Origin of the sequence: Streptomyces sp. NPDC005492 (genome assembly GCF_040605995.1) — a bacterium.
Classification (GTDB): domain Bacteria; phylum Actinomycetota; class Actinomycetes; order Streptomycetales; family Streptomycetaceae; genus Streptomyces.
The window spans coordinates 263,842-287,195 of the sequence record NZ_JBEXDX010000007.1 but is presented as its reverse complement, the minus strand read 5'-3'; the positions used below and the strand labels follow the sequence as shown (position 1 = coordinate 287,195).

Here is a 23,354-nt window from a genome sequence, read left to right as displayed (position 1 = left end):
TCAGCCGGCCGGGAGGGACTGTTCGGCCCAGATGGTCTTGCCCATGGGGCCCTGCCGGGTGCCCCAGCCCTGGGTGAGCTGGGCGACCATGTGCAGCCCGCGACCGCCCTCGTCGTAGGTGCGGGCACGGCGCAGATGCGGGGCGGTGTTGCTGGCGTCGGAGACCTCGCAGATCAGGGTGCGGTCACGGATGAGCCGCAGGCCGATCGGTACGGCGCCGTAACGGATGGCGTTGGTGACCAGCTCGCTCACCACCAGCTCGGTGACGAACGCCACCTCCTCCAGTCCCCACGCGGTGAGCTGGCGGGTGACCTGGGCCCGGGCGTCGGCCACGACCGCCGGGTCGGAGGGCAGCGACCAGGCGGCGACCTGGTCGGCGTGCAGGGCGCGGGTGCGGGCGAGGAGCAGGGCCACGTCGTCGTAGGGGCTCGCGGGCAGCAGGGCCCTCAGGGTGGTGTCGCAGATGGCCTCCAGCGAGGTGACGGGTCCGGCCAGGGCCTCGCAGAGCCGGTCGAGCCCCAGGCCGACGTCACGCTCCCGCGCCTCGACCAGGCCGTCGGTGCAGAAGGCCAGCAGACTTCCCTCGGGCAGCTCCAGCTCGGTGCACTCGAAGGGCAGCCCGCCGACCCCGAGCAGCGGGCCGGGGGTCAGCTCGACCACGCGGGCCGTGCCGTCGGGGAGCAGCACGACGGGCGGGACGTGTCCGGCGCTGGCGAAGGTGCACACGCGGGACACCGGGTCGTAGACGGCGTACAGACACGTGGCGCCGATCTCGCCGCTGACGAGATAGGGCTCGTCCGGGTGGATGTCCTCCAGGTCCGTGGCGAGATGCGCGACCAGGTCGTCCAGGTGGGTGAGGAGTTCGTCCGGGGGCAGGTCGACGTCGGCGAGGGTGCGGACCGCGGTGCGCAGCCGGCCCATGGTGGCGGAGGCGTGGATGCCGTGTCCGACGACGTCCCCGACGACCAGGGCCACGCGGGTGCCGGACAGCGGCACGACGTCGAACCAGTCACCGCCGACGCCCGCGCCGGTCCCCGCGGGCAGATAGCGGTACGCCACCTCGACGGCCGCCTGTTTGGGCAGGTCGCGGGGGAGCAGGCTGCGCTGGAGCGTGAGGGCGTTGGTGCGTTCGCGGGTGTAGCGGCGCGCGTTGTCGACGCCCACCGCCGCCCGGCCGGCGAGTTCCTCGGCAAGGATCAGGTCGTCCGGTTCGAAGGGCGGGGAACCGCCGCTACGGGCGAAGACGGCGACGCCGAGGGTGATGCCCCGGGCGCGCAGCGGGGTGGCCATGACGGAGTGGAACCCGAACTCCGCCACCCGGGCGGTACGCCTCTCGTGTCCCGCGATCCAGGCGGCGAAGTCGGGGTCGTCCACGCCGCTGAGCACCGGTTTACCGTCGGCCAGGCAGCGGGCGGGCGGTGAGAACGGCGGGTAGGTGTCCATGTCGCCGAGGTCTATGGCGGCCTCGGGCACGTCCTCCCCCTCGGCGGTGGACTGATGGGCCACCCTGCGCAGCACCACGGCCGCGTCGACCTGTCCCGGCACCGGCTCCTCGCCGCGCAGCACCGAGTCGAGCAGGTCCACGCTGACGAAGTCGGCGAGGCGGGGCACGGCGAGGTCGGCGAGCTCCTGGGCGGTACGGGCCACGTTCAGGGTGGTGCCGATGAGGGTGCCGGCCTCCTGCAACAGGGCGAGCCGCTGCCGGGCCGCGTGCTGGTCACTGCTGTCGAAAGCGGCGGTGCCCACCCCGACGACCTCACCGGTGCCGGGGTCGCGGACGGGCCACAGCTCGATGACCCAGGCGCGGTGACGGGCCGAGCCGAGGAGGACGGCGGACGGGGCTCCGGGGCCGCAGGACGGCTCCGGGGCCAGACACTCGTAGTGCAGCGGGACACCTTCCTCGGCGACCCGGCGCACACACCGGAGGAAGCCTTCGTCGGCGAGGGCCGGCGCCCGCCGCTCACCGCCCGTCAGGGGAGCGCGCTCCGCTCCGCCCTGCGCGACCGCGTTCCGCTGCCATGCGCCGGACGCCGTGGCGTGGGTGGAGAGCGCGATCGAGGACTGGTCGAAGGCCCACTGCACCAGGGGCGGGCCCGGGTCCGGGGAGAGGGCCACGACGAAGGACCGGGCCCTGCCGTCGACGTCCAGCGAGGGCTGGGCGTGCAGGGTCGTGGCGACGCGGTGGCCGTCCCGATGCCGCAGTGCCGCCGTGCCCCGCCATTCCTGGGAGCCGGTGAGGGAGAGTCCGGTCGCCTCGGGAGCTCCCGCACCGAGGAGCAGCTCGGTCGCGGGGCGCCCTACGACCTCAGGGGCACGGTGGCCCAGCAGTCGTCGAGCGCCTTCGCTCCACCCTGTGACCACGCCGTCCAGACCGAGGGTGACCGTCGCGACATCCGATGACCACCCGCTGTGACCGTTCCCTTGATCGAATGTGGCCATTCTTGCTCTATTCGCGCGGTGAGGTGCCTCACAAACCCAGAGTGCGCGCCGCACCGGAATCGGACAAGTCAGATCCGGCGCCCCCGGGCGCGCAGGCGTCAGACCCGTATCGCCGCCTGTCTCTCCGTGTCTCTCCGCATCTCTCACAGCGCGGTCCCCGGATCGCAGCATCCCTCACGTGCGACGACCCGACCATGGCACTGACCAGCCTGGCGATCATGATCAAGGAGAGCCTGCTCGAGTGGACCTGGTAGGTCTGGCCGGTTTGTCCCCGGCATGACCTCGGCGTCCACGGCTCGGAGCGAGATGGTACGGCCGTATGGTGGTGCGCGGGCGATGGCGGACGCATCCTCGCGCCAGTCGGCGAACTCGCGCGCGCTGGGCAGCCGTCGTCGTAATAGGGTCGGCGGTGGGCGCGGAAGTCCTGCACAGGGAGCTTCACGCTCTGACAGCTGGAAGCTGACACCTCGTCGACTACTTCTGCTTCCACCTCGCTACCCGCCAGGACAGATACCTTCACCGCCTGCCCCGCGCGCTCACTGCAGAAGAACTACACCCACGTCGTGTTGGTCCCATGGTGGTCAGCCGTCCATGATCAGCCCAGTGGCGGCAAGACGGCTCGGGCGAGTTGGTCGAGGTCGGCGGCGGCGAGGTTGCCGATGGTGCGCTTGGCCAGCGACCAGATGCCTTCTTGCGGGTTGAGGTCCGGCGCGTAGGACGGGAGTTGGAAGACGGTCAGCCAGTCCTTGTTGGCCTCGATGAACTGCTGCATCGGCGGCATCAGGTGAGCGCGCAGGCTGTCCCACACGAGGACGATGGGGCCGCTGAGCTGGATGTGCGCCCGCGGAAGAGGTCGGCGGGAGTGCGCTCAGAGCCCATCCGTGGGAGTGCGTCACCGTCGGCGGTGGCCTGCGGCACTCCGACGATCAAGTCGAACTCCTTGAGCGAGTAGCCAACCTGGTTCGGCGTCACACACCGGATGCGGCCCCCGCGTTCAACAGCACCCCGACGACTACCTACGAGGCCGCTGCGTGTTGGATCGAATGGCTGCGGCAACTACGCGGCACCCCTGGTGACCTTCGTCCGCAGCCTGGTCGCGAAGGTCGACTCGATCGGGTCAGGAGTTCGGCCTCAACATCCGTGATCTTCATGACGGCCTCGGGGAGCCGGGTCGGCCGCGCGCGTCCGGGCAGCGAGCGCCATGTCCTCACCGACGGGCAGGGCAGGCATCTCGCACGCCAAACGGCCGCGTCCGCTAACGCCCTTCCGGTCGGCTCAACGCGAGCGGATACAGTGCCCGGAACGGCAGTCCGGTCAGGGAGGGGAAGCATGACCGACACCAGTGAAACCCGCCCCGCCGAGGGTGAAGCGCAAGCGCCCCGGCGGAGCCTGCTGCGCCGCCTGATGCGCTATATCCCCCTGATCGCCCCCGTCCTGCTGTGGGCCGTGCCCTGCCTGGTGCTCCTATACACGGGCCAGCACTGGCCGCTGCCCGTCACGCTGGTCGGCACCGCCCTGTTCGTCCTCGGTCTCGTCGGTATGCCGCTCGCGATGATGCGCGGCCACGGCCGGCGTCAGCAGGATCGGGCGGCGATCATCGGGGACACCCTGCTGGGCACCGGCTGGATCCTGTTCACCTGGTCCGTCCTGCTCGGTGTCCTCCTGCGGCTCGCCCTGACCGTGGCGGGCGTCGGCGGGGGTCAGGACCGGGCCCGGATCGTCACCTGGGCCGTCCTCGCCGTCAGCGCCGTACTGCTCGGCTGGGGATACGCCGAGGCCCGCCGTGTGCCGCGCGTACGCCGCCTCGACGTGCAACTCCCGCGGCTGGGCGCCGGGTTGGACGGCCTGCGGGTCGTTCTTGTCACCGACACCCACTACGGCCCCCTCGATCGCGCTCGCTGGTCGGCGCGGGTGTGCGAGACGGTGAACACTCTGGAAGCCGACGTGGTCTGCCACACCGGCGACATCGCGGACGGCACCGCCGAGCGCCGCCGCGCCCAGGCCGTCCCGCTCGGCACCGTGCGGGCGACCCGGGCCCGTGTCTACGTCACCGGGAACCACGAGTACTACAGCGAGGCCCAGGGCTGGGTCGACCTGATGGCCGAACTGGGCTGGGAGCCACTGCGCAACCGCCATCTGCTGCTCGAACGCGGCGGCGACACCCTCGTGGTGGCCGGCGTGGACGACGTCACCGCCGAGTCCTCCGGCCTGGCCGGACACCGCGCCCACCTCGCCGGAGCCCTGGAGGGCGCCGACCCCGAACTGCCCGTGCTGCTCCTGGCCCACCAGCCCGCATTCGTCGACCGGGCCGCGGCGGGCGGCGTCGACCTCCAGCTCTCCGGACACACCCACGGCGGCCAGATCTGGCCCTTCCACTACCTGGTCCGCCTCGACCAGCCCGCCGTCGCCGGACTCAGCCGCCACGGCGCCCGCACCCTCCTCTACACCAGCCGCGGCACCGGCTTCTGGGGCCCGCCGTTCCGCGTCTTCGCCCCGAGCGAGATCACCCTGCTCGTGCTCCGCTCCCCGCATCCACCGACCTCGCCGTAGCGCTGGGCGGGCCGACGATCACCGCGTCCCCGACACGGAGACAGCGTCAGCGGTGCCGGTTGACCGCCTGCAAGGCCGGGTTGACGGCATGGGCGTCGCCGACGTCGACGCTGCGGTCGGCGGCGTCGATCTCGTCGATCCGGTCGAGGACTTCGGTGCTCAGTACGCGGTCACCGGCGGGCAGTTGGGACTCCAACTGGTCCAGGGTGCGGGGGCCGATCAGCGCGCTGGTGACAGCGGGGTGACTGGTGACGAAGGCGAGCGACATCTCGACCAGCGACATGCCGTGCTCCTCGGCGAGGGCGTAGAGCTTCTCCGCGGCCTCCCGCTTGAGGGCGTCGCCGCCGCTGACCCGCACCGGCCTGCCCGCTCCGAGCGTGTCCCGATGGGACCGCTCAGGCTCGGCGCCCGGCCGGTATTTGTCTGAGAGGAACCCGCCCGACAGCGGACTCCACGTCAGCACGCCCATGCCGTACTTCCGCGCGGTGGGCAGCACATCGGCCTCGATGCCCCGGGCGAGGATCGAGTACGACGGCTGCCCGGTGACGAAGCGCGTCAGCGCACGCCGCTCGGACGTCCACCGCGCCTCGACGCTCTCCGCGGCGGAGAACGTCGACGTCCCGACGTAGAGCACCTTGCCGCGCGCTGAAGGTCCGTCAGCGCCGACAGTGACTCCTCGATGTCCGTGGCCGGGTCGGGACTCCGTGAGCGTCTGGCCGTTAGCGCTTCTTGAAGGCGCGGCTGAACTGGCTGCTGTCGGCGAACTGCCAGTGGGCGGCGACCTGTATCCGGGCAGCGAACAGCTCATGGGCAGGGAGATCGGCGCCGGCGGTTTCCACCAGGTGCTGTTCCGGGAGGTCCCGGACCTGATACCGGGCGTTCCCCCGGAGCACGATTCTGCTGAGCTGGTGACTCGCGTCGTGGGCCCGACGGCAGATCAGGGCGGCCGGGGCTACTCGTCGAAGGTGACGACGACCTTCTCGGCCGCGCCCGGCGTGAGCGTCAACTCGTAGGCACGTTCGGCCTCGTCGAACGGCACGCGGTGGCTGATCAGCTTGGCGAACCGCTCGTGGTGCTCGGCGAGTTCGGGGGTGACCTCGAAGATCTCGGTGGGGTAGCCCTGGGAGGCGACGAGGGTGAGTTCGCTGCGCAGCATGCCGCCGAGGTCGATGTCGGAGCCCTTCTTCTGTACGGCGACCATGACCAGCTTCGCGTGCCACTTGGCGTTGGCGATCACCGCGTTGAAGACCGCGGGGGCACCGGCCGCGTCGATGTAGATGTCGGTGCCGGGGCGGGGCTGGCCGAGCGCGTTGGCGGCCTCGCCGTGCAGTTCGGTCAGCCGGGTGGTCACATCCTCCTCGGCGGAGTTGACGACCGCGTCCGCGCCCACGGCCAGCGCCTTCTCCAGCCGGGACGGGATGACGTCGGCGACGACGACATGCTCGACCCCGCGCAGCTTCAGCCAGATCGCCGCGCCCAGGCCGATGGGCCCGGCGCCGAAGACGACCACCTTGTCGCCGGGCTTGGCCTCGGAGCGGTTGACGGCGTGCCGGGCCACCGCCATCGGCTCGTTCAGCGCGGCCACCGCGAAGGGCAGGTGGTCGGGGAAGACGGCCACGTTCTGACCGATGACGGCGTTCTCGACCAGCAGGTACTCGCTCATGGCGCCCTGCGCGCCGCCGCAGCCGATGAGGCCGGACGGGTGACCGGTGGGGTCGATCACGACCCGGTCGCCGGCCATGAGGTCCGCGACCTCGGCGCCGACCTCGACGATCTCGCCGGCCGGCTCATGTCCCAGGGGTACGGGGACGATCTCCCCGCCCAGGTGTGCGCGGGCGGGCATGCCGCCCATGTGCAGGAAGCCGACGTCGGTGCCGCAGATGCCGCAGGCCCGGATGCGTACCAGGGCGTCTCGCGGGCCGGGGGCGGGCCTTTCGACGTCCACCACCTCGACCTTGTCGACACCGCCGGTCCGGAGGGACTTCATCGTGGCCATGGGAAGGTTCGCTTTCTCTGGGGCTGTGGGATGTGGGGGTGCGGGGGTGCGGGGCTGACGCACAGATGTTTCGGGAGTCCGGCCGGTCGGATCACGCCCAGTGCGTGTCGTCTCCCGGCCGGTTCGCGGTCCCGCGGACCGGCTGCTGCTGGTACGGGGCGGGGGCGTCGTAGGCCGGGTGCTCGTACGGGGCGTCGTAGACCGGCTGCGGGTACTGGGGCTCGTAGGCAGGCTGCTGCTGGGACGGGGCCTCGGACATCGGCTCCTCGGGGGCCGTCCGGCCGCCGTTGCGGTAGTTCGAGACGAGGCCGCCGGCCGCTCCCAGGGAGACCAGGCCCATGCCGGCCGCGGTCGCGATGCCCTTCGCGCCGTCCATCGTGACGTAGGAGACCGCGGCCACGCCGCCGTTGAACAGGAAGAGGAACCACAGCACCGGCCGCGACGACAGGAATGCCTTGATCTTCGGCTTCTTCGTGATCTTCGAGCCGGTGAACAGCGCGACGGCGATACCCACGAATGTCGCGGCGGTCTTCGCCGTGCCGTCCAGGACCGCGCCCGCCCCTCCCATGCTGGTGGCCAGGCCGACGACGAAGAACGACCAGAGGAACAGATCGGCGAAGAACGACTTCACGCGGGCCAGAGGCGACTTCGACATCATGGGATTTCCTTCGGGACGGGGAGCTGAGCGCTCTCGGAATCTCTGTCCTCTACGATTCCGTCGCTCGCCCGGAGCCACGAGGGAGCACGCTCCCGAGCTGATGGTGTAGCCCGCTACACCATCAGCCTCCCAGCCCTCACGCGGCGCCGCGAACGCACGCGCGAGGGGGCGTCACCGCTTGGTGACGTCGGTGCGGCGGTTGTCCGGCTTGAAGGGGAGCGGGGTGACCGTCGCCCGGATCTCCCGTTGCGGGGTGCCGGGGCGGCCCCACAGGACGACGACCTCCGTGCCGGGTGTCGTGTGCGCGGGGTCGAGGACGCAGAGGGAGATCATCGCCCGCAGGGTGGGGCTCAGCGTCCGGCCCGTGGCCACGCCCACCGGTTCGCCGGAGACCAGGACCTGGTCGAAGTGGGGTCCGCGGCCGCGCGGCATCTCCATCGGGTCGGGCAGCTCGGCCTCACTGAGGAGCGAGGTGAGGATGCCGGCGACGTCCTGTTCGTTCCAGCGCAGGCCCACCAACTGCCGGGAGGGGACGCCGCTTTCGGCGTCCCGGACGAGTGCGTCCCGGCCGATGAAGTCACGGTCGGGGACACCTTTGCGGAACCCCCAGCCCAGCTCGCCCGGCTTGCGGAAGTAGTCGCTCACCCCGTTGACCGGGACGAAACTGCCGGTGGGCACGCCCTTGCGGAACTGCCTCGGCGCACCCGGCGTGAGGATCGACGCCGGCAGATAGTCCAGGCCGTTGGTCGCGATCCCGGCCTCGATGTGCTGAACAGGCTGGGCCCGGAAGCCGAGTTGGCGGATGCCGGCGTCCTGCCCGCTCGCCACGACCGCCGCCCAGATCTCGTTGGCGTGCTGGGTCGGCCCGTGCAGCTCGTACCCGAGCTCGCCCGAGATCCCCGTGCGCAGAACCCGTACCGGAACCCCGTCGACCGTCGACATCCGGCTGCGGCTGAAGCCGATGTCGCGGAGATCGTCACCCGTCAGCTTCTCCAGCACGGCCAGGGACGCGGGGCCCTGGACGCCGAAGATGAACACGTCGGGGCTGATGTCGGTGGCCGCCGCGTCGCAACTGCCCAGGCCCAGTTGCCACAACAGCCAGTCGCAGCTGCCCGCGGTGTAGACGAACTCGTCGGTTCCGAGTCGGCACAGCACGCCCTCGGAGGCGACCCAGCCGTTCTCGTCGAGCTGCACATGGTGCTTGATCTGCCCGGTCTCGAATCGGGACAGGTCCCGCATCCCCAACCTGCTCAGGAACCCCAGCGCCTGCGGGCCGTGCACCTTCACCTTGTGCAGCGCGGTCCAGTCACCGATGTAGCAGGAACCGACATGGGCGGCGCTCTCCTCGACCCAGTCCGAGTACTCCTCGGGGAGCAGCAACTGCGCGAAGCGGCCGTAGGTGCCGCGGGTGTTGCCCTCGTCCTGGGCCGCGGCGGCCGGGCTGAACATCGCCGGCCGCTCGGTGATGAACGGTGCGTCACGCAGCCGGAGGACCGCTTCGTAGGTGCTGCGCTGTTGTGAGAAAAGGTCCATTTCACTCTCCGTCGAGTGGCCGTCGTCCAGGACGGCGTCCGGAGCGCCGCCCGTGCTAGATCGATTTAGTTTGGACGGTAACAGGCAGTTCGAGGCGAGGCGAGCGTCGTGACGCACCGGTGATCGGTCGCGCGGTGCAAGCAATGCGGAACTTCCGCGCGGTACCGGATCGGTCAGGACCTCCGGGATCCGCGCTTCCGTACCGGCACCTGCAGCAGGTCCGTGCCCAGCACCATCGAGCCGCCGAAGCCGGCCCGGCGCGCGCTGTCGCGGAGCAGGCGGCGCCAGGTCGCGTCGGAGACCACGGACTCCTGTCCCGGGCCGAGGTGGGTCGCGACCAGCGTGCCCGCGTTCGACTCGGCCGCGATCCGGCCGAGTTCCGCCACGTCCGTGTGGGTCGAGAGGATGTGGTCGATCAGCGTTTGAGGCAGGCCGAGACTCGCGAGACCGGCCGGGTACAGGGCCTCGTGGACCAGGACGTCCGCGTCCGCCGCGAGCGTGATGATGTTCTGGGTCGGTGACGTGTCGCCGGAGAACACGACGCTGCCGTGGTCCGTGTCGAAGCGGTAGGCGTAGGCGGGGAACACCGCGCCGTGCGGGACCAGGACAGCGGTGACCTTCATGTCGTCGTTCTCCATGACGGTGAACGGAGCCATGGCCGGTGCGGAGTTCGTCGCCGAGGCGCCGACACCGGACGGCGGCAGTACGTCGTGGACGTCGAGCAGGGTCGCCGGGTCGATGCCCGCGTGCTCGGTCATGAAGAAGGTCGGCGAGGCCGCATACGCCTGACCGGCCAGCTTCGTCATCTCGACGGTGCCCGGCACGGGTCCGGGAGCCCCGGCGACGGTGGAGGCGACACCGGCGGGACCGGGGCCGTAGACCTGGATCGGGTTCTGGAAGCCCTGCGCGCCCGAGGCGCCCGCCGCCAGCAGCGGGAACGAGTAGTAGTCGACGACGTGGTCCGCGTGCAGGTGGGTCAGGAAGATTCCGGCGAGCGCCGGCATCGACAGGCCGGCGCGCAGGTACTGGGTCACCGCTCCTCGGCCGCAGTCGACGACATACGTTGTGCCGTTCACCGTCAGCGCCGAAGAGATGCCGTAGCGGGTGGCCAGGGGCGGCGGTCCGCCGTTGGTGCCGAGCAGTGTCACCGACAGGCCCGTTCCGGAGGACGCGGATGCGGTGGTCGTCGCCGCGGCGGCCGGCTCGGCGCCGAGCAGTGGTACGGCGACCGCGGCAGCGGCGGATGCCGCCATCGCGCCCAGCATCGTCCGGCGGGATGTCGGTTCACCCAGGGGTTCGCACATGTAGAGACAGCTCCTTCGCGGCTCGATTCGCGTTGCCACAGTGGCCACTTGGAGCACGGCTGTCCATCACTTGGCACAAAATATAAGTTCTCGGGGCGAACCATAAGGTTTCGCTCCGAGTAGCCCTCGGCGGAGGTCAGCGGGTGATCGTGGGGATCGGGTTCTTGGCGAACCACTCGGCGAGGAAGTCCAGGAAGACCGTGATCTTACGCTGGGTGCCGGGGCCGGGACCGTGGATCGCGTAGAGCGGCCGGTCGGGTGCGGCCAGTTCGGGGAGCTGGACCTGCAGGGCGCCGGAGACGAGATCGTCGTAGACGGACCGCTGCGGCAGCAGGGCGATACCGCGCCCGTGGACGGCCGCCTTCTGGAGCGCGATGTACGAGTTGGACGAGAAGGCCACGTTGCGGATCTTGTGCAGCGTGGAGGTGTGACCGTGGCCGATGCGCCAGACCGGGTCGTTGACGTGCACCAGGCAGTCGCGAGTGGCCAGGTCGTTGGGGTGCGTCAGGGGGCCGTGTTCGTCGACGTACGCCTTCGACGCGCACAGCACGAAGGGCAGCGAGGCGATCTTCTTCAGGCGCACATTGGAGTCCCGGAGGTCCCGGGTGTGGAACGCCAGGTCGAAACCGCCGTCCAGGAAGTCGTACGTCCGGTCGGACACGCCTCCCAGCTCGTAGCGGATGTGGATCTTCGGGTGCGCGGCGGAGAACGCGGCGATGGCGTCCCCGAGGTCCAGGCTCCCGATCCACTTCGGGCAGATGATGCTGAGGACACCCTCCGCCCGGTCGTGCAGATCCGCGATGTTGGAGTCCTCGGCGTCGATCTCCTTGACTATGCGGGCGGCGAACTCGGCGTACCGCAGGCCCGGTTCGGTCAGGCTCACCGAGCGGGCCGTGCGGTTGACGAGCCGGACGCCGACCTGTCGCTCCAGCTCCGCGACATGCCGTGACACGAGCGAGCCGGACGACCCCAGCGCCTTGGCGGCTCCGTTGAAGCTGCCGAGGTCGGCGACGATGACGAAGCTGCGCATGAGGAGCAGACGGTCCATGGCATTCCTCCGGTCATCCGCGGCGCCGGGCCCTCCGGGCCGCGCGAACAGAGGCGGTGCGGGGTCGGGAGGAGCCGGTCGGCACATCCAGCTAGGGTCACTAGATCGATCTAGCGACCCTAGCAGACACCACTCACGACCGCGAGGCCCGCGACTCCCCCGTACCCCTGATCAGTGCTTCGTCCGATCAGTGCTTCTTCGTGGCGAACGGGCGCGCCATGACCGTTCCGCGCACACGGGTCTGGGCGTGGCGCTCGACGGCCGGGTTCGGCGAGCCGCCGTTCGGCTCGCCCCAGACGATCTCCACCTGGTCGCCGGCCGCGGCCGAGGGGTCGATCGTGCCGAGCGAGATCCAACCGCGTACGTTCGCGGAGTACGAGGTGAGCATCGCCGCGCCCACGAGTTCGCCGTCCTTCTCCACGCGGTCGAACTGGCAGGCGGTGTAGAACGCCGCCGGCATCTCGATGTACTTGAAGCGCTGGTCGCCCTTCTCGTACATGCTCGCGAAGATCTTCGCGACGTCGTCGCGGTCCCAGAGCACCCATGCCTTACGGCGGTGCGGCTGGTCCTTGATGGCCTCCAGGCCCTCGCGCCCGACGAAGTCGTGGTCGAACTTGAGGATGTGGCCGTAGCCGAGGTCCCAGGGGGTGAGGTAGTAGTCCTCGATGCGGTCGGCGACATAGCTGCCGCCGAGCGCGAGGTTGCCCTCGAAGGAGCGCGCCGACTGCCACTCCCGGAACGCCTTCGTGTCCTCGCCGGTATAGGTCGCCGGCAGGGTGTTGGCGATCCAGCCGGACTCGGTGGCGACCGAGGCGTAGGCGCGGGAACCGATCTGGCGCAGGCCGTATTCGGCGCCGGCCTCCACGATGATGTCGCGCACCGACTCGATGTCGGCGTACGGGCCGGTGAACTCGTAGCCCGGGAAGCCGGACATCCGGTGGTTCAGCGCGGTGACCTTGTGCGGGCCGACGTTGAAGCTGCCCATGGTGAAGAACGGGATGTCCGGCATCGGGCCGCCGTTGACCTTGTCGAAGATCGCCGCGGCGTGCGGGCCCTGGAGCTGGAGCCGGAACAGCTCGCGGCCCTTGGGGTTGTTCACGGTGCGCTCGTCGCGGCGGACGGTGACGTCCCAGTCGCTGGTGTCCGCGTTGAACTGGACCCAGTTGAGGGCCGGCGGACGGCCGACGATCCGGACGTGGTGGTCGCCGACGCAGAACAGGATGCAGTCGCCGATCATGTAGCCGTCGGGGCGGACCGTGATGAGCTGCTTGGCGCTGCCGGGGCCGAAGCCCTGGAAGCTGTTCGCCCCGAGGTGTTCGAGCAGGCGGTAGGTGTCGGGCCCCTGCACGACGAGGTCCGTCATGTGGTGCGACAGGTCCATCAGCGCCACGCTGTTGCGCCACGCCTCCTGCTCGTCACGCCAGTTGGTGAACTCGGGCTTGATCGGGAACGGGTACGCCCCGGAGCGCCCCTGCCGCAGCAGGGCGAGCGCCCCTCCAGCCTTGTTGATCTCTTCTTCGAGACTGGCCATGGGATTCCTCTCGGTCACCGGCGCACAGCCTCGTCGCTGTGCCCCGCGACCATATAACAGATGCCTGTAAAGTTTTAAGGCACCTGAAACAATGTTCTTGGACGGATACTGGCGTCCCGTACAAACGGAGGGTCACGATGTCTTCGGCGAAGGACAGCACGGGTTCCGCATGGCAGGACGGACTGCCCTACGTCCTGTGGCGCACACAGCAGGCCGTGCACGGACGGCTTCAGGGCGCACTCGACGGACTCGGCGTCACGGTGACCCAGCTCGGCCTGGCCGTCCACATCGACGAACTCGGCCTGATGTCCGCCTCGGACCTGTCACGGCGCTTCCACATCACACCGCAGAGCGCGACGACGGCGCTGGCCCAGCTCGAACGCGCCGGCTGGGTCCGACGGCTGCCCCATCCCGTCCACAAGCGCGTCATCCTCCACGAACTCACCGAGGCGGGCCTGGCCGGCGTCGCGGACGGCCGCGCCCGCATCGCCGCGATCGACGGCGCCCTCGCGGAAATCCTGGGCGGCGGGGGGAAGGACGAGATCATCGGCCAACTGCGCAAGGTGCTGGTGGCGTTGGAGGGGGAGGATCCGGTGTACGAGGGGATGTGGCCGGTGGTTCGGTCCAGTTCGTGAGGGGGGTGGAAGGTGCTTCGGCGGGGGCGCTGATCGGCAGTGGGGGCGGGGGCTGGTGCGGACGGCTACCGCCGCAGGCAACAGGCGCACCGCCGGGGCCAGTTGGGGCACGCGAAGGCCTGCTTCAGTGGCGGGCAACAGGCGTGCTGCGAAGGCCTGTTGGAACACGCGCAGCCTGAACCTTCCGCCAGGACTCGCCCCGACGCGAGCAGGAAGCAACAGCGCCTGATCGGGATCTGGTGTGTGTGGCTGCAAGGCGCAGGGAACGTCGGAAACCAGCGACTACGCGGCAGACGCGCGGGACAGGCCCCGCCTCCGCGGCATGATTCGCTGCACCCCGGGCCTGGTTTCTGGCGAACGGCGGCCCATCGGATCTCCCTGACCCGCGACGGTCACGCTCCACCATCCGGCCGAGCATCGGCGCCAACCCCCGGACGGGCACCTAGGGCGTCAGGCAACTTCCCTACCGCCACAGTCCGTTGGGGCACGCACTGACCGAACCGCCGCCAGGCGACGCCGTCCCCTCGACCCTTCACGGCCGCGCCGATCACACCGACGCCCGGCAACGGCACACCATCACCGCACCGATCACACCGACCCCCGCTCCACAACCCACCCCCGCACCGGCGCCAGCCCCCCCGTACCGATCCCCAGCGCATCGCGCGCCGCGATCCGGCCGAGGATCTCCGCGTCGATGTGGACGGTGGTGAGGGCGGGGGTGGACAGGGAGCCGTGTTCGGTCTCGTCGAAGCCGATCACGGCCATGTCTTCGGGGACTCGTAGGTCGAGGTCGCGGAGGGCGGCGAGGCTGCGCTGGGCGATGTCGTCGTCGAAGGCCGCCAGAGCGGTCACGTCGGGGTGGGCTGCCAGGAACGACTCGATGGCGGCGGCGCCTGCTTCGCGGGGCCTGGGAACGACGAGGCGTTCCAGGGGCGGGAGTTCGAGGCGGCGGGCGGCTTCCTGGGCGAATCCGAGCCGGGCCTCGGTCAGGGGGAAGTCGTGGTCGGGCATCGCCAGGCTGATCCGGGTGTGCCCCCGGCCGGCGAGGAACTCGATCTGCAGCGCGGCGTTGGCGGCGAAGCCGTTCTCCCAGTCGTCCTCGATCGGTTCGTGTCCCCGCATATAGGCCTCGCCGAGCCGCAGCACCGCCCGTGGCGCGATGGTGTCCAGGACCTTCTGCGTGGCCTCGGGGATCGAGTGCCCGTGCCGGACCAGCAGGATGTGGTCGTGTTCGGCCAGTTCCTCGTCCAGGCCCCGGACATAGCTGCGGGAGAAGTTGCCCTCCATGCCCCAGTCGACGTTGAGCACGACGATGCGCGAGGACCCCTCACGCAGTGCGCGGGCGATGCCGTGCGGGACGTATCCCAGATCCTGGGCGGCCTCCATGACCCGCTCCCGGGTGGCCGCGGAGATGGTCTGGCGCGGGTCGTCGTTCAGTACGAAACTCACCGTCGCCCGTGACACACCGGACGCCTTGGCCACGTCGGTCAATGTCACCCGGCCCGCACGCCCCATGCCGGAACACTCCCATCCGTCGGCCTTCCACGCTCCACCACGCCGAGTCAACTGTACGCGCTAGATCGTTTCAGCTCTCCGGACCACGACCCGGCTCGCCGCTCGCTATCGCCAGCAACCGATGCGCCTTGAGCTCGGTCTCCTGCCATTCGCGCTCGGGTTCCGAGCCCCAGGTGATGCCCGCTCCGGTCCCGAACCTGAGGAGCCCCGCGCCCCGGTCGATCCAGAACGTGCGGATGCCGACCGCCAGTTCACCGCGTCCACGGTCCGCGTCGACCCAGCCGATGCCACCGCAGTAGGGACCACGGGGTGCCGTCTCCAACGCCCCGATGATCCGCAGGGCGCTCTCCTTGGGCGCTCCGGTGACCGAACCGGGCGGGAACGTCGCCGCCAGCAGCTCGGGCCAGCCCATGCCGGCACGCAGTCGTCCTCGCACCGTGGACACGAGGTGGACGAGTCCGGGATGCTTCTCGACCGCGCACAGGTCGGGTACGACCACGGTGCCGGGGACGCAGACGCGGCCGAGGTCGTTGCGGACCAGGTCGACGATCATCACGTTCTCGGCGTAGTCCTTCTCCAGCAGATCCGCCTCGGTGCGGCCGGTTCCCTTGATGGGCCCCGAGACCAGGTCTCTCCCGGTGCGCCGCAGGAAGAGTTCCGGTGATGCGGTGGCCACCTCCACACCGTGGTGCGGCAGGCGGACGACACCCGCGTACGGTGCGGGATTGTGTTGTGCCAGCAGGCCGGAGAGCGCCAGGACGTCAGCCTCCGGCGCGACCGGGGCGGACAGCACCCGGCACAGGTTGGCCTGGTAGACCTCACCGGCGGCGATGTGCTCGCGGATACGGGTCACCCCGTCCGTGTAGGCGACCCGGTCGAGCGAGGTGGTCCACGTGTCGGCACGCGGGCCGCGCCAGGGCGCCGTAGGAAGGTGGCGGTCCTCCATTCGTCGTACGTCCGTCCGTCGTACGTCGCGGAAGCGGGCGCATGTCAGGTGTCCCTCGAAGTCCGCCGCCACGGCCCAGAAGCCCTCGGAGTCCAGGGCCGCGGGGTCGTCGGTGACGTCCATGAGACCGGTGGCGAGCTGTCCGCCGAGTACGGCCAGGGCGGGGAAGCGGTCCATTCCGAACCTCCTTTGCCGAGAGCGGCCCGCGTTCGGCGGGTTCTCACGCCGCGACGGCCTCGCGCCCGGAACTCCACTGAGCGGCACGCAGTGTGTTGACCAGGAGCATCGCGATGGTCATGGGACCCACGCCGCCGGGGACGGGGGTGATGCGACCGGCGATTCCGTCGAGTTCCTCGGAGCGGACGTCACCGGCCAGGCCCGAGGGCGTCCGGTGGATGCCGACATCGATGACCACGGCGCCGGGTGCGACATGCTCGGGGCCGATGAGACCGCGCACGCCGGTGGCGACCACGACGATGTCGGCGGGACGGGTGACCGCGGCGAGGTCCACGGTGAACTCGTGGGCCACCGACACGGTCGCCCCGCGACGCAGCAGCAGTTGGGTCAGGGGCTTGCCGACCAGCTCGCCCCAGCCGACCACCGCGACGTTCGCGCCCTGGAGCGGAACGCCCTCGGCGTCGAGCAGTTCGATGACTCCGCTGGGCGTGCAGGGGCGCAACCCCCGCTCCCCGCGGGCGAGGAGGCCGAGGCTGGCGGTGGTGAGGCCGTCGACGTCCTTGGTGACGGGGATGCGGTCGATCAGCGCGGCCGCGTCGAGCTGCCGGGGCAGCGGGAGTTGGAGCAGGATGCCGGAGACGTCCGGGTCGGCGGCCAACGCGTCGACCACGGCGGCCACGTCGTCGTGGGTCGCGTCCTGAGGCAGATGGCGGTGGAAGTCGCGCATGCCGGCTTCCTTGATGGCGCGCCGTTTCGCGGCCACGTACACGGCGCTTGCCGGGTCGTCGCCGACAAGGACGGTCGCCAGTCCGGGGACACTTCCCGGACTCGTGACCGCGGTCGCGGCGACCTCCTCGGCGACCTGCGAGCGGATCCGTCGGGCGATGCCGGTGCCGTCGATCCTGGTGGTCATGGTCGAACCGCCTTCGTGTGATGGGGAACGATCCGCCCGGGCGACAGGGGCGGTACGTGCCGGGTGCGACCGGTGCGACCGCGGCCGTACCGGGCCGGCCGTCGCCGTGACACCCGCGCGGCAACGTCGCGGCGGCCGCCCCGGTCGCCCGGCGGGAGCGGGTGAGCCGGGTCGCCGTCAGGCGAAGACGATGGTGTGGTTGCCGTTCCGGATGACACGGTCCTCGGCGTGCCACAGCACGGCGCGGGAGAGCACCGCGCGTTCCACGTCGGCACCGCGCCGGGTGAGGTCGGTGGCCGAGTGGGCGTGAGTGACGCGGACGACGTCCTGCTCGATGATCGGGCCCTCGTCGAGGTCCTGGGTGACGTAGTGGGCGGTGGCTCCCACCAGCTTCACGCCCCGCTCCTTGGCCTTGGCGTAGGGTCCGGCGCCGATGAAGGCGGGCAGGAAGGAGTGGTGGATGTTGATGATCGGGATGCCGACGTTCTCGATGAAGTCTCCCGACAGGATCTGCATGTAGCGGGCCAGGACGACGAAGTCGACGTTGCCCTTGAGGAGCCGCAGGTGTTCCGCCTCCGCGGCGGACTTGTCCGGGCCCTGGCAGGGGACATGGAAGAACGGGATACCGAACGACCGCACCTCCTCGGCGACATCGGGGTGGTTGGAGATCACCATGGCGACGGTGACGGGCAGTTGGCCCTGCCGGTGCCGCCAGAGCAGGTCGAGCAGGCAGTGGTCGGACTTCGAGGCGAAGATCGCGACCCGCTTGGGCACCGACAGGTCGCGCAGGGTGTAGCTCAGCCCGAACGCGTCCACCAGGTGCTCATCGAGGTCGGCGCGCAGCGCGGGCAACGCGGCCTGGAGACCGTCGAGTCCGAAGACCGTGCGCTGGAAGAAGGCCCCGCCGTGCGGATCGTCGGAGTATTGGTCGAGGGAGACGATGTTCGCGCCGTGGCTGCTCAGGACGGAGGTCACGGCGGCGACGATGCCCGTGGCGTCGGCGCCCTGGAGGACGAGCGAGGCCTGCTGGGCGGGTCGCTTGCCGCTGGCGGTACGGGCCGGGGCGTCTTGGGTGAGGGTCATGCCGGGCTTTCCTTCCGGAAGCGGGCGGCCCACTCGGAGGTGGCCCTGAGCCCGCCGAACGTATAGAAGTGGATCTTCAAGTCGCCGTGGCGGCCCGGGTCGTGGGCCTCGGCGAGGTCGCGCAGGAAGCGGTCGGGTCCCGCCGTGCCCATGAGGTTGCTCAGGGAGAGCCCGTACTTCTTGACGACCGAGGCGCTGGTGCCGACCCCGAAGCGGGCGGCGTACGACATGAGCCGGCGCACTCCGGCGGGGCCGGGAACCCCGATCCGGACGGGGAGTTCGACACCCTGTTCGCGGACCTGTTCCACCCAGGCGAGCACCGGGTCGACGTCGAACCCGAACTGCGTGATGATGCCGCCCTCCAGGGGCTGGGCGGCGAGCGAGGCGTGCTTGTCCCGCAGCGCGGACCACAACTCGCCGTCGTCGATCGCGGGATGCCCTTCCGGGTAGCCGCTGACGCTGACATGGCGGACGCCGTACTCCTGGAGCAGGCCCGTCTCGATCAGGGACAGCGAGTCGGCGTAGGGGCCTTCGGGATGCGTCGGGTCTCCCCCGACGACGAACACGTTGTCGGAGGTGCCGTCGTCGCGCAGGCCGGCCAGGAACTGCTCGAAGTCGGCGCGCGACCCCAGGCGGCGGGCCGATATGTGCGGCACCGGCGCGAACCCGAGCCGCTTGACCGCACGGGCCGCCTCCAGGCGCATCTGGAGGTTCTCGTTGCCGAGGAAGGTGACATTGATCCGGGTGCCCTGAGGAATGCTGTCGCGGGCCTCCTCCAGTTTGGGGACGTCCTTCCCCGTCATCTCCAGGGAGAAGTCCTCAAGCAGCGAGGTACTGACCGCCGTTCGTACGGTGCTCGCGGGATTCATCGTCTTTCGTCTCGCTCTCTCGTCTGCGGGGGCCGGGTTCCGGGGCGCGCCCGCGGCACCGCCGAGGCGGCCCGGGCACCCTGACGCCGCGTCAGGGGTCAGGGGCCGGGCCGGCTCGGCGCCGCCAAGTCGGCTGAAGTCAGCGGTTGCGGCGGTAGAGGGTGCGCGCGTGCTGGTTGAACGGGGCGGGGTGGACGGTGGCACGGATGCGGGGGAAGCCGAGGTCGGCCTCGGGGTCGGTGCCGGAACCGGGGTGCTCACCCCAGACCACCGTCACCTCGGTGCCCGGCGCCGCGTGGTCGGCGTCGATCAGGGTCTGCGCCAGCACGGCCCCCACCGGGTCGATCGACGCGCTCTGCATGGTCATCCCGACCAGACCGGTGGCGCTCTCCACCCGGTGACGGGCGTAGGAGAGGACGAAGCCGGGGTCCTCGCCCTGTCCAAGGACGGTGCGCACGTCGTCCTGGTCGAGGAGGAGAGTGACCTTGGTACGAAGCGGCTTCTCCTTGGCCTTCTGCAGCGCGTCCCGGCCGACGAAGTCGTGGCCGAAGTGGATCACCTTGCCGTAGCCCAGCTCGTACGGGGAGACGTAGAAGTCCTCGATGTCCTCGGAGAAGTAGCTGCCGTTGAGCGGACGCTTGCCCTCGATGCCGAACATGGGCAGGTACGTGCGGTAGTCGGCCAGGTCCGGGTCGGTGTAGATGCCGGGGACGGGCGAGGGGATCCAGCCGCTCTCCACACTGGGCGTGGCGTACGCGAGGGCGCCGACCTGGACCAGGCCGAGCGGCTCGCCCGCCTTGAGGAAGGTCTCGTGCACGTACGCGGCGTGCTCCCACGGGCCGATGAACTCGTAGCCGGCCTGGCCGGCCATGCCGTGCCGCAGGGCGCGGATGGGGCGGCCGTCGAGGGAGACCGCGGTGGAGTGGAAGAACTTCGTCTCCGGCAGCGGCCCGCCGAAGACCCGCTCGACGAGTTCCGCCGCCAGCGGGCCCTGGATCTGGTAACGGAACAGCTTCGGGTCGCCGCCGCCCGGACGGAAGGCGGAGGACGGGTCGGTGACGAACTCGACGTCGTAGCCGCCCTTCTCGGCGTGGTACTGCACCCAGTGCTGAGCGGCCGGGATCCCGCTGAGGAGGTACTTGTTCTCGCCCTCCCGGGCGAGGATCCCGTCGGTGACGATGTGGCCTTCGCGGGTGACCGGTACGTACTGCTTGGCCTGCCCGATCGCGAACTTCTCGAAGTTGTTGGTCCCGTGGTCGGCGAGCACCTTCGTGGCGTCCGGTCCCTCGATCCACATGTCGTACATGTGGTGCGAGAGGTTGAGAAGAGCCACGCCCTCGTGCCAGGCGGCCTGCTCCTGACGCCAGCCGGAGTACTCGCGGTCGACGACCTCGGGCGTCCACGGTTCGGCATCGGGCTGCCACAGCAGCTTGATCGGCGAACCGGCCTGGTCGATGGCGTTCTGGAGGGTGGGCATTGCCATGGTGACTCCTTGCTCGTAGCGACTCTCAGCGGTCTTGCTCAGGAGAACTAAATCGATCTAGTACGTCAACGGAGGACTCCCTCAGCCGTCAGGTCCGAAGGGGGGAGTCGCGGCGCTAAAACGATCCAGCGGAAGCTAGCAGAGTGGCCCCGCCCAAGGCGAGTGCCGGATGGCGGGCGAAGGATTTTTTAAGGTCCCCGGTCGAGGTGAGCACGGTACGCGGCCGCCATGCGCACCGCGTCGAGGCCTGCGCGGACATCATGGACGCGCACACAGAACGCGCCCCCGACGGCGGCGAGCGCGGAGACCGCCGCCGACGCCACGTCCCGTCCCGCGGGCGGCACCTCACCGGCGCCCCCGGCCGCGAGGGCCGCGCCGATGAAGCGCTTCCTGGACGCGCCGACGAGCAGCGGATACCCCAGTCGCTGGAGGGCTCCCAACTGGGCCAGGAGCGCCCAGTCGTGCTCGGGCCGCTTGGCGAAGCCGATACCCGGGTCGAGCACGACGCGGTCCAGGTCGACTCCTGCTTCCGCCAAATTCCGTACACGCAGGGCGAGTTCGGTGACGACATCGGTGACGACGTCACCGTACTCGGCATGGCCGTCCATCTCATGGCTCGGCGCACGCCAGTGCGTGGCGATGTACGGAACGCCGGCCGCGGCGACGGTCGACGCCATGGCCGGGTCGGCCAGACCCCCGCTCACGTCGTTGACGAGACGAGCGCCCGCCTCGACGGCGGCCCGGGCCACGGGGGCGTGCATGGTGTCGATGCTCGTGCACACACCGGCCCGGGCGAGTGCGCGCACCACCGGGACGGTCCGGGCGAGCTCCTCGTCCAGACCCACGGGGTACGCCCCCGGACGAGTCGACTCCCCGCCCACGTCCACGATGTCCGCACCCTGGGCGGCGAGTCCCAGCCCCCGGTCGACGGCGCGCCCGGTGTCCGCGTACAGGCCCCCGTCGGAGAACGAGTCCGGCGTGACATTGAGGATCCCCATGACCAGGCACCGGCCGGGCCGGGGCAGCCCGTCGAACTCCTTGGATGTTCCAGGTCGCCCGACGGCGACGTCTTGCATGGTTGGCATCGGCGGCAACCTCCTTGACCTCGCGTCCCGCCGCGAGAAAGGAATGCTAAATCGATTAGGTGGTTCAGGTTAGGGGAGAAAGCTTAATCGTTCTAGTCCTTGGGAGTGGCCATCTTCGAGAGGGGTGGTGCGGAGTCTGGCGGGCTGGCGGAGGGCGTCTTGCCGGACGGGGTCCTGATGCCGGTCGGCAGGCTCCCGGGCTCCGGCCGCCGGGTTTCGCACGCCACGCCCCGGATGCGGGACGCTCCCGCCCATTCCTCCGGACACCAACGCACCGCACTCTTCCCGATCCGACCGGTTCACCTCCGGGTCGCCAGTAGGCTGGGTAAGCTGCGGTATCCCCTTCAACACCCGTCCCCGCAAAGGGACATGGCCGGCAGCGGGCGAGTCGACTCACTGCGTGAGGATGAAGCAACAGGTGCTGATAGCGGGCCGGTACCGGCTGAGCAACGCCATCGGGCGAGGTGCGATGGGAGAGGTCTGGCAGGCGTACGACGAGATCGCCGGCAGACCGGTGGCCGTCAAGCTGCTGCACGCCCAGAACTCCGAACCCACCGCCGCCGCCCGGTTCCGGCTGGAGGCCCAGACAGCGGGCCGGCTCAACCACCCGCACGTGGTGGGTGTTCTCGACTTCGGTGAGCAGGAGGGCCGGCTGTTCCTGGTGATGGAGCTGGTCGCGGGAGACAGTCTCTCTCGCGTGCTCGCCCAGGCGGGCACCCTCCCGCCCGAGGAAGTGGCCCGTATCGCCGCCCAGTCGGCCGCCGGGCTCGCCGCCGCGCACGACCAGGGCATCGTGCACCGTGACATCAAGCCCGGCAACCTTCTCCTCGACGCCGAAGGCGACCTGAAAATCGGCGACTTCGGGATCGCGCAGTTCATGAACGACCCCGGTGGCGCACTCACCGCTACCGGCCAGATCGTCGGCACCAGCCTGTACATCGCCCCTGAGCGCGCCCTCGGGCAGCCCGCCGGACCGCCGTCCGACGTCTACTCACTGGGCTGCGTCCTCTACCAACTCCTCATCGGACGGCCGCCGTTCCACGCCGGCAGCGCCATCGCCGTGCTCCACCACCACCTCGACACGGCTCCCGTACCGCCAAGGGAACTCGGCGTCAGCCTGCCGCCCGCCTTCGAGAACTATCTGCTCGGCCTCCTCGCCAAGCGACCCGAGGACCGTCCTACGGCGCGTCAGGCCGCCGAGTGGTTCGCCGCGGGCGCCTGGAGAGGACGTCCCGAGCCCCTCCCCGCAGCCGCACCGCACCCCGCGCCGGAACCGCGCGCGGCCGCCTGGGACCCGGTCACGAAACCCGCGCCGAACTCGACTCCCGGCTCCGTGACCACGTACGCCTTCCCGTCCTCCCTTGGCAGTACCGCTCCGGCCCACCGGACACGGCGTCGGCAGCGAACGGGAGTTCGCGCCTTCGTCGGACACCGGTCGAGGGCGGTGGGCACCGTCGCCGCCGTGGTCGTCTTCCTCGCCGCGCTGCTGGTCGGCATGGCGTTGTTCTCCCCCGACCACAGCTCGGCGGACACACCACCCGCGGATCCGCCCGGCACCACGAGCCCTGCCCCTGCCACGCCCTGAGCGC

20 protein-coding genes are annotated in these 23,354 nt (G+C 70.4%); 4 read left to right on the top strand and 16 right to left on the bottom strand.

The window, feature by feature from the left end:
• On the bottom strand, positions 1–2,439 hold the full coding sequence (locus tag ABZT04_RS13190; protein ID WP_356056164.1) for a SpoIIE family protein phosphatase: 2,439 nt from the start codon (positions 2,437–2,439) through the stop codon (positions 1–3).
• A gap of 595 nt (positions 2,440–3,034) precedes the next feature.
• Positions 3,035–3,256, bottom strand: coding sequence for a transposase (locus tag ABZT04_RS13185; protein WP_356056207.1), 222 nt, complete (start codon positions 3,254–3,256; stop codon positions 3,035–3,037).
• A gap of 512 nt (positions 3,257–3,768) precedes the next feature.
• On the opposite strand from ABZT04_RS13185, the gene ABZT04_RS13180 reads away from it, so the two are divergent.
• Complete coding sequence (locus tag ABZT04_RS13180; protein ID WP_356056162.1) at positions 3,769–4,989, top strand: metallophosphoesterase; 1,221 nt, start codon at positions 3,769–3,771, stop codon at positions 4,987–4,989.
• A gap of 46 nt (positions 4,990–5,035) precedes the next feature.
• Here ABZT04_RS13180 and ABZT04_RS13175 read toward each other — a convergent pair whose 3' ends face one another.
• Positions 5,036–5,623: an aldo/keto reductase gene (locus ABZT04_RS13175; RefSeq protein ID WP_356056160.1), complete on the bottom strand. Its 588-nt coding sequence runs from the start codon at positions 5,621–5,623 to the stop codon at positions 5,036–5,038.
• Positions 5,624–5,693: 70 nt separating this feature from the next.
• Between ABZT04_RS13175 and ABZT04_RS13170 the strand changes: the two genes are divergently transcribed.
• On the top strand, positions 5,694–6,002 hold the full coding sequence (locus tag ABZT04_RS13170) for a hypothetical protein (protein ID WP_356056158.1): 309 nt from the start codon (positions 5,694–5,696) through the stop codon (positions 6,000–6,002).
• On the opposite strand, the gene ABZT04_RS13165 is transcribed toward ABZT04_RS13170, so the two are convergent.
• From ABZT04_RS13165 to ABZT04_RS13140, 6 genes are all read right to left on the bottom strand, one after another.
• Positions 5,942–6,985, bottom strand: a complete 1,044-nt coding sequence (locus ABZT04_RS13165; protein ID WP_356056156.1) for a zinc-binding dehydrogenase — start codon at positions 6,983–6,985, stop codon at positions 5,942–5,944. The genes ABZT04_RS13170 and ABZT04_RS13165 overlap by 61 nt on opposite strands.
• Before the next feature lie 91 nt (positions 6,986–7,076).
• Positions 7,077–7,643 carry a hypothetical protein gene (locus ABZT04_RS13160; protein ID WP_356056154.1) on the bottom strand — a complete coding sequence of 189 codons (567 nt, stop codon included), beginning with the start codon at positions 7,641–7,643 and terminating at the stop codon, positions 7,077–7,079.
• A gap of 171 nt (positions 7,644–7,814) precedes the next feature.
• Positions 7,815–9,176 (bottom strand): glycine cleavage T C-terminal barrel domain-containing protein, encoded by a 1,362-nt coding sequence (locus ABZT04_RS13155; protein ID WP_356056151.1) that lies wholly within the window; start codon positions 9,174–9,176, stop codon positions 7,815–7,817.
• A 173-nt stretch (positions 9,177–9,349) separates the two neighbouring features.
• Positions 9,350–10,480, bottom strand: a complete 1,131-nt coding sequence (locus tag ABZT04_RS13150) for an MBL fold metallo-hydrolase (protein WP_356056149.1) — start codon at positions 10,478–10,480, stop codon at positions 9,350–9,352.
• Between the two features lie 136 nt (positions 10,481–10,616).
• Entirely contained in the window at positions 10,617–11,528 is a 912-nt protein-coding gene (locus tag ABZT04_RS13145) for a LysR family transcriptional regulator (protein ID WP_356056147.1), read from the bottom strand.
• A 187-nt stretch (positions 11,529–11,715) separates the two neighbouring features.
• The gene (locus ABZT04_RS13140) at positions 11,716–13,059 is read right to left on the bottom strand and encodes an aminomethyl transferase family protein (protein WP_356056145.1); all 1,344 of its coding nucleotides are present in this window, start codon (positions 13,057–13,059) and stop codon (positions 11,716–11,718) included.
• Positions 13,060–13,196: 137 nt separating this feature from the next.
• Between ABZT04_RS13140 and ABZT04_RS13135 the strand changes: the two genes are divergently transcribed.
• Positions 13,197–13,694: a MarR family winged helix-turn-helix transcriptional regulator gene (locus ABZT04_RS13135; protein WP_356056143.1), complete on the top strand. Its 498-nt coding sequence runs from the start codon at positions 13,197–13,199 to the stop codon at positions 13,692–13,694.
• Positions 13,695–14,282: 588 nt separating this feature from the next.
• Here the strand turns inward: ABZT04_RS13135 and ABZT04_RS13130 are convergent.
• The 7 genes from ABZT04_RS13130 to folP form a co-directional block, all read right to left on the bottom strand.
• Positions 14,283–15,209 (bottom strand): LacI family DNA-binding transcriptional regulator, encoded by a 927-nt coding sequence (locus ABZT04_RS13130; protein ID WP_356056141.1) that lies wholly within the window; start codon positions 15,207–15,209, stop codon positions 14,283–14,285.
• 70 nt (positions 15,210–15,279) lie between these two features.
• Positions 15,280–16,332, bottom strand: a complete 1,053-nt coding sequence (locus ABZT04_RS13125) for a chorismate-binding protein (RefSeq protein ID WP_356056139.1) — start codon at positions 16,330–16,332, stop codon at positions 15,280–15,282.
• A 43-nt stretch (positions 16,333–16,375) separates the two neighbouring features.
• Positions 16,376–17,245 carry a bifunctional 5,10-methylenetetrahydrofolate dehydrogenase/5,10-methenyltetrahydrofolate cyclohydrolase gene (locus tag ABZT04_RS13120; protein WP_356056137.1) on the bottom strand — a complete coding sequence of 290 codons (870 nt, stop codon included), beginning with the start codon at positions 17,243–17,245 and terminating at the stop codon, positions 16,376–16,378.
• A 177-nt stretch (positions 17,246–17,422) separates the two neighbouring features.
• Positions 17,423–18,328 (bottom strand): formyltetrahydrofolate deformylase, encoded by a 906-nt coding sequence (gene purU / locus ABZT04_RS13115; RefSeq protein WP_356056135.1) that lies wholly within the window; start codon positions 18,326–18,328, stop codon positions 17,423–17,425.
• Positions 18,325–19,197 carry a methylenetetrahydrofolate reductase gene (locus tag ABZT04_RS13110; protein WP_356056133.1) on the bottom strand — a complete coding sequence of 291 codons (873 nt, stop codon included), beginning with the start codon at positions 19,195–19,197 and terminating at the stop codon, positions 18,325–18,327. The genes purU and ABZT04_RS13110 overlap by 4 nt, the downstream gene beginning before the upstream one ends.
• Positions 19,198–19,336: 139 nt before the next feature.
• Positions 19,337–20,680 carry an aminomethyl transferase family protein gene (locus tag ABZT04_RS13105; protein WP_356056131.1) on the bottom strand — a complete coding sequence of 448 codons (1,344 nt, stop codon included), beginning with the start codon at positions 20,678–20,680 and terminating at the stop codon, positions 19,337–19,339.
• 188 nt (positions 20,681–20,868) lie between these two features.
• Positions 20,869–21,756 (bottom strand): dihydropteroate synthase, encoded by an 888-nt coding sequence (folP, locus tag ABZT04_RS13100; RefSeq protein ID WP_356056204.1) that lies wholly within the window; start codon positions 21,754–21,756, stop codon positions 20,869–20,871.
• Positions 21,757–22,171: 415 nt separating this feature from the next.
• Here folP and ABZT04_RS13095 point away from each other — a divergent pair, with 415 nt between their 5' ends.
• Positions 22,172–23,350: a serine/threonine-protein kinase gene (locus ABZT04_RS13095; RefSeq protein ID WP_356056202.1), complete on the top strand. Its 1,179-nt coding sequence runs from the start codon at positions 22,172–22,174 to the stop codon at positions 23,348–23,350.
• The last annotated feature ends 4 nt before the right edge of the window (positions 23,351–23,354 follow it).

Bases quoted from the DNA above. Each gene is read 5' to 3' on its own strand.
- ABZT04_RS13190 (WP_356056164.1), bottom strand. From the start codon at position 2,439: ATGGCCACATTCGATCAAGGGAACGGTCACAGCGGGTGGTCATCGGAT.
- ABZT04_RS13180 (WP_356056162.1), top strand. From the start codon at position 3,769: ATGACCGACACCAGTGAAACCCGCCCCGCCGAGGGTGAAGCGCAAGCG.
- ABZT04_RS13165 (WP_356056156.1), bottom strand. From the start codon at position 6,985: ATGGCCACGATGAAGTCCCTCCGGACCGGCGGTGTCGACAAGGTCGAG.
- ABZT04_RS13160 (WP_356056154.1), bottom strand. From the start codon at position 7,643: ATGATGTCGAAGTCGCCTCTGGCCCGCGTGAAGTCGTTCTTCGCCGAT.
- ABZT04_RS13155 (WP_356056151.1), bottom strand. From the start codon at position 9,176: ATGGACCTTTTCTCACAACAGCGCAGCACCTACGAAGCGGTCCTCCGG.
- ABZT04_RS13150 (WP_356056149.1), bottom strand. From the start codon at position 10,480: ATGTGCGAACCCCTGGGTGAACCGACATCCCGCCGGACGATGCTGGGC.
- ABZT04_RS13145 (WP_356056147.1), bottom strand. From the start codon at position 11,528: ATGGACCGTCTGCTCCTCATGCGCAGCTTCGTCATCGTCGCCGACCTC.
- ABZT04_RS13140 (WP_356056145.1), bottom strand. From the start codon at position 13,059: ATGGCCAGTCTCGAAGAAGAGATCAACAAGGCTGGAGGGGCGCTCGCC.
- ABZT04_RS13135 (WP_356056143.1), top strand. From the start codon at position 13,197: ATGTCTTCGGCGAAGGACAGCACGGGTTCCGCATGGCAGGACGGACTG.
- ABZT04_RS13130 (WP_356056141.1), bottom strand. From the start codon at position 15,209: ATGGGGCGTGCGGGCCGGGTGACATTGACCGACGTGGCCAAGGCGTCC.
- ABZT04_RS13125 (WP_356056139.1), bottom strand. From the start codon at position 16,332: ATGGACCGCTTCCCCGCCCTGGCCGTACTCGGCGGACAGCTCGCCACC.
- ABZT04_RS13120 (WP_356056137.1), bottom strand. From the start codon at position 17,245: ATGACCACCAGGATCGACGGCACCGGCATCGCCCGACGGATCCGCTCG.
- purU (WP_356056135.1), bottom strand. From the start codon at position 18,328: ATGACCCTCACCCAAGACGCCCCGGCCCGTACCGCCAGCGGCAAGCGA.
- ABZT04_RS13110 (WP_356056133.1), bottom strand. From the start codon at position 19,197: ATGAATCCCGCGAGCACCGTACGAACGGCGGTCAGTACCTCGCTGCTT.
- ABZT04_RS13105 (WP_356056131.1), bottom strand. From the start codon at position 20,680: ATGGCAATGCCCACCCTCCAGAACGCCATCGACCAGGCCGGTTCGCCG.
- folP (WP_356056204.1), bottom strand. From the start codon at position 21,756: ATGCAAGACGTCGCCGTCGGGCGACCTGGAACATCCAAGGAGTTCGAC.
- ABZT04_RS13095 (WP_356056202.1), top strand. From the start codon at position 22,172: ATGAAGCAACAGGTGCTGATAGCGGGCCGGTACCGGCTGAGCAACGCC.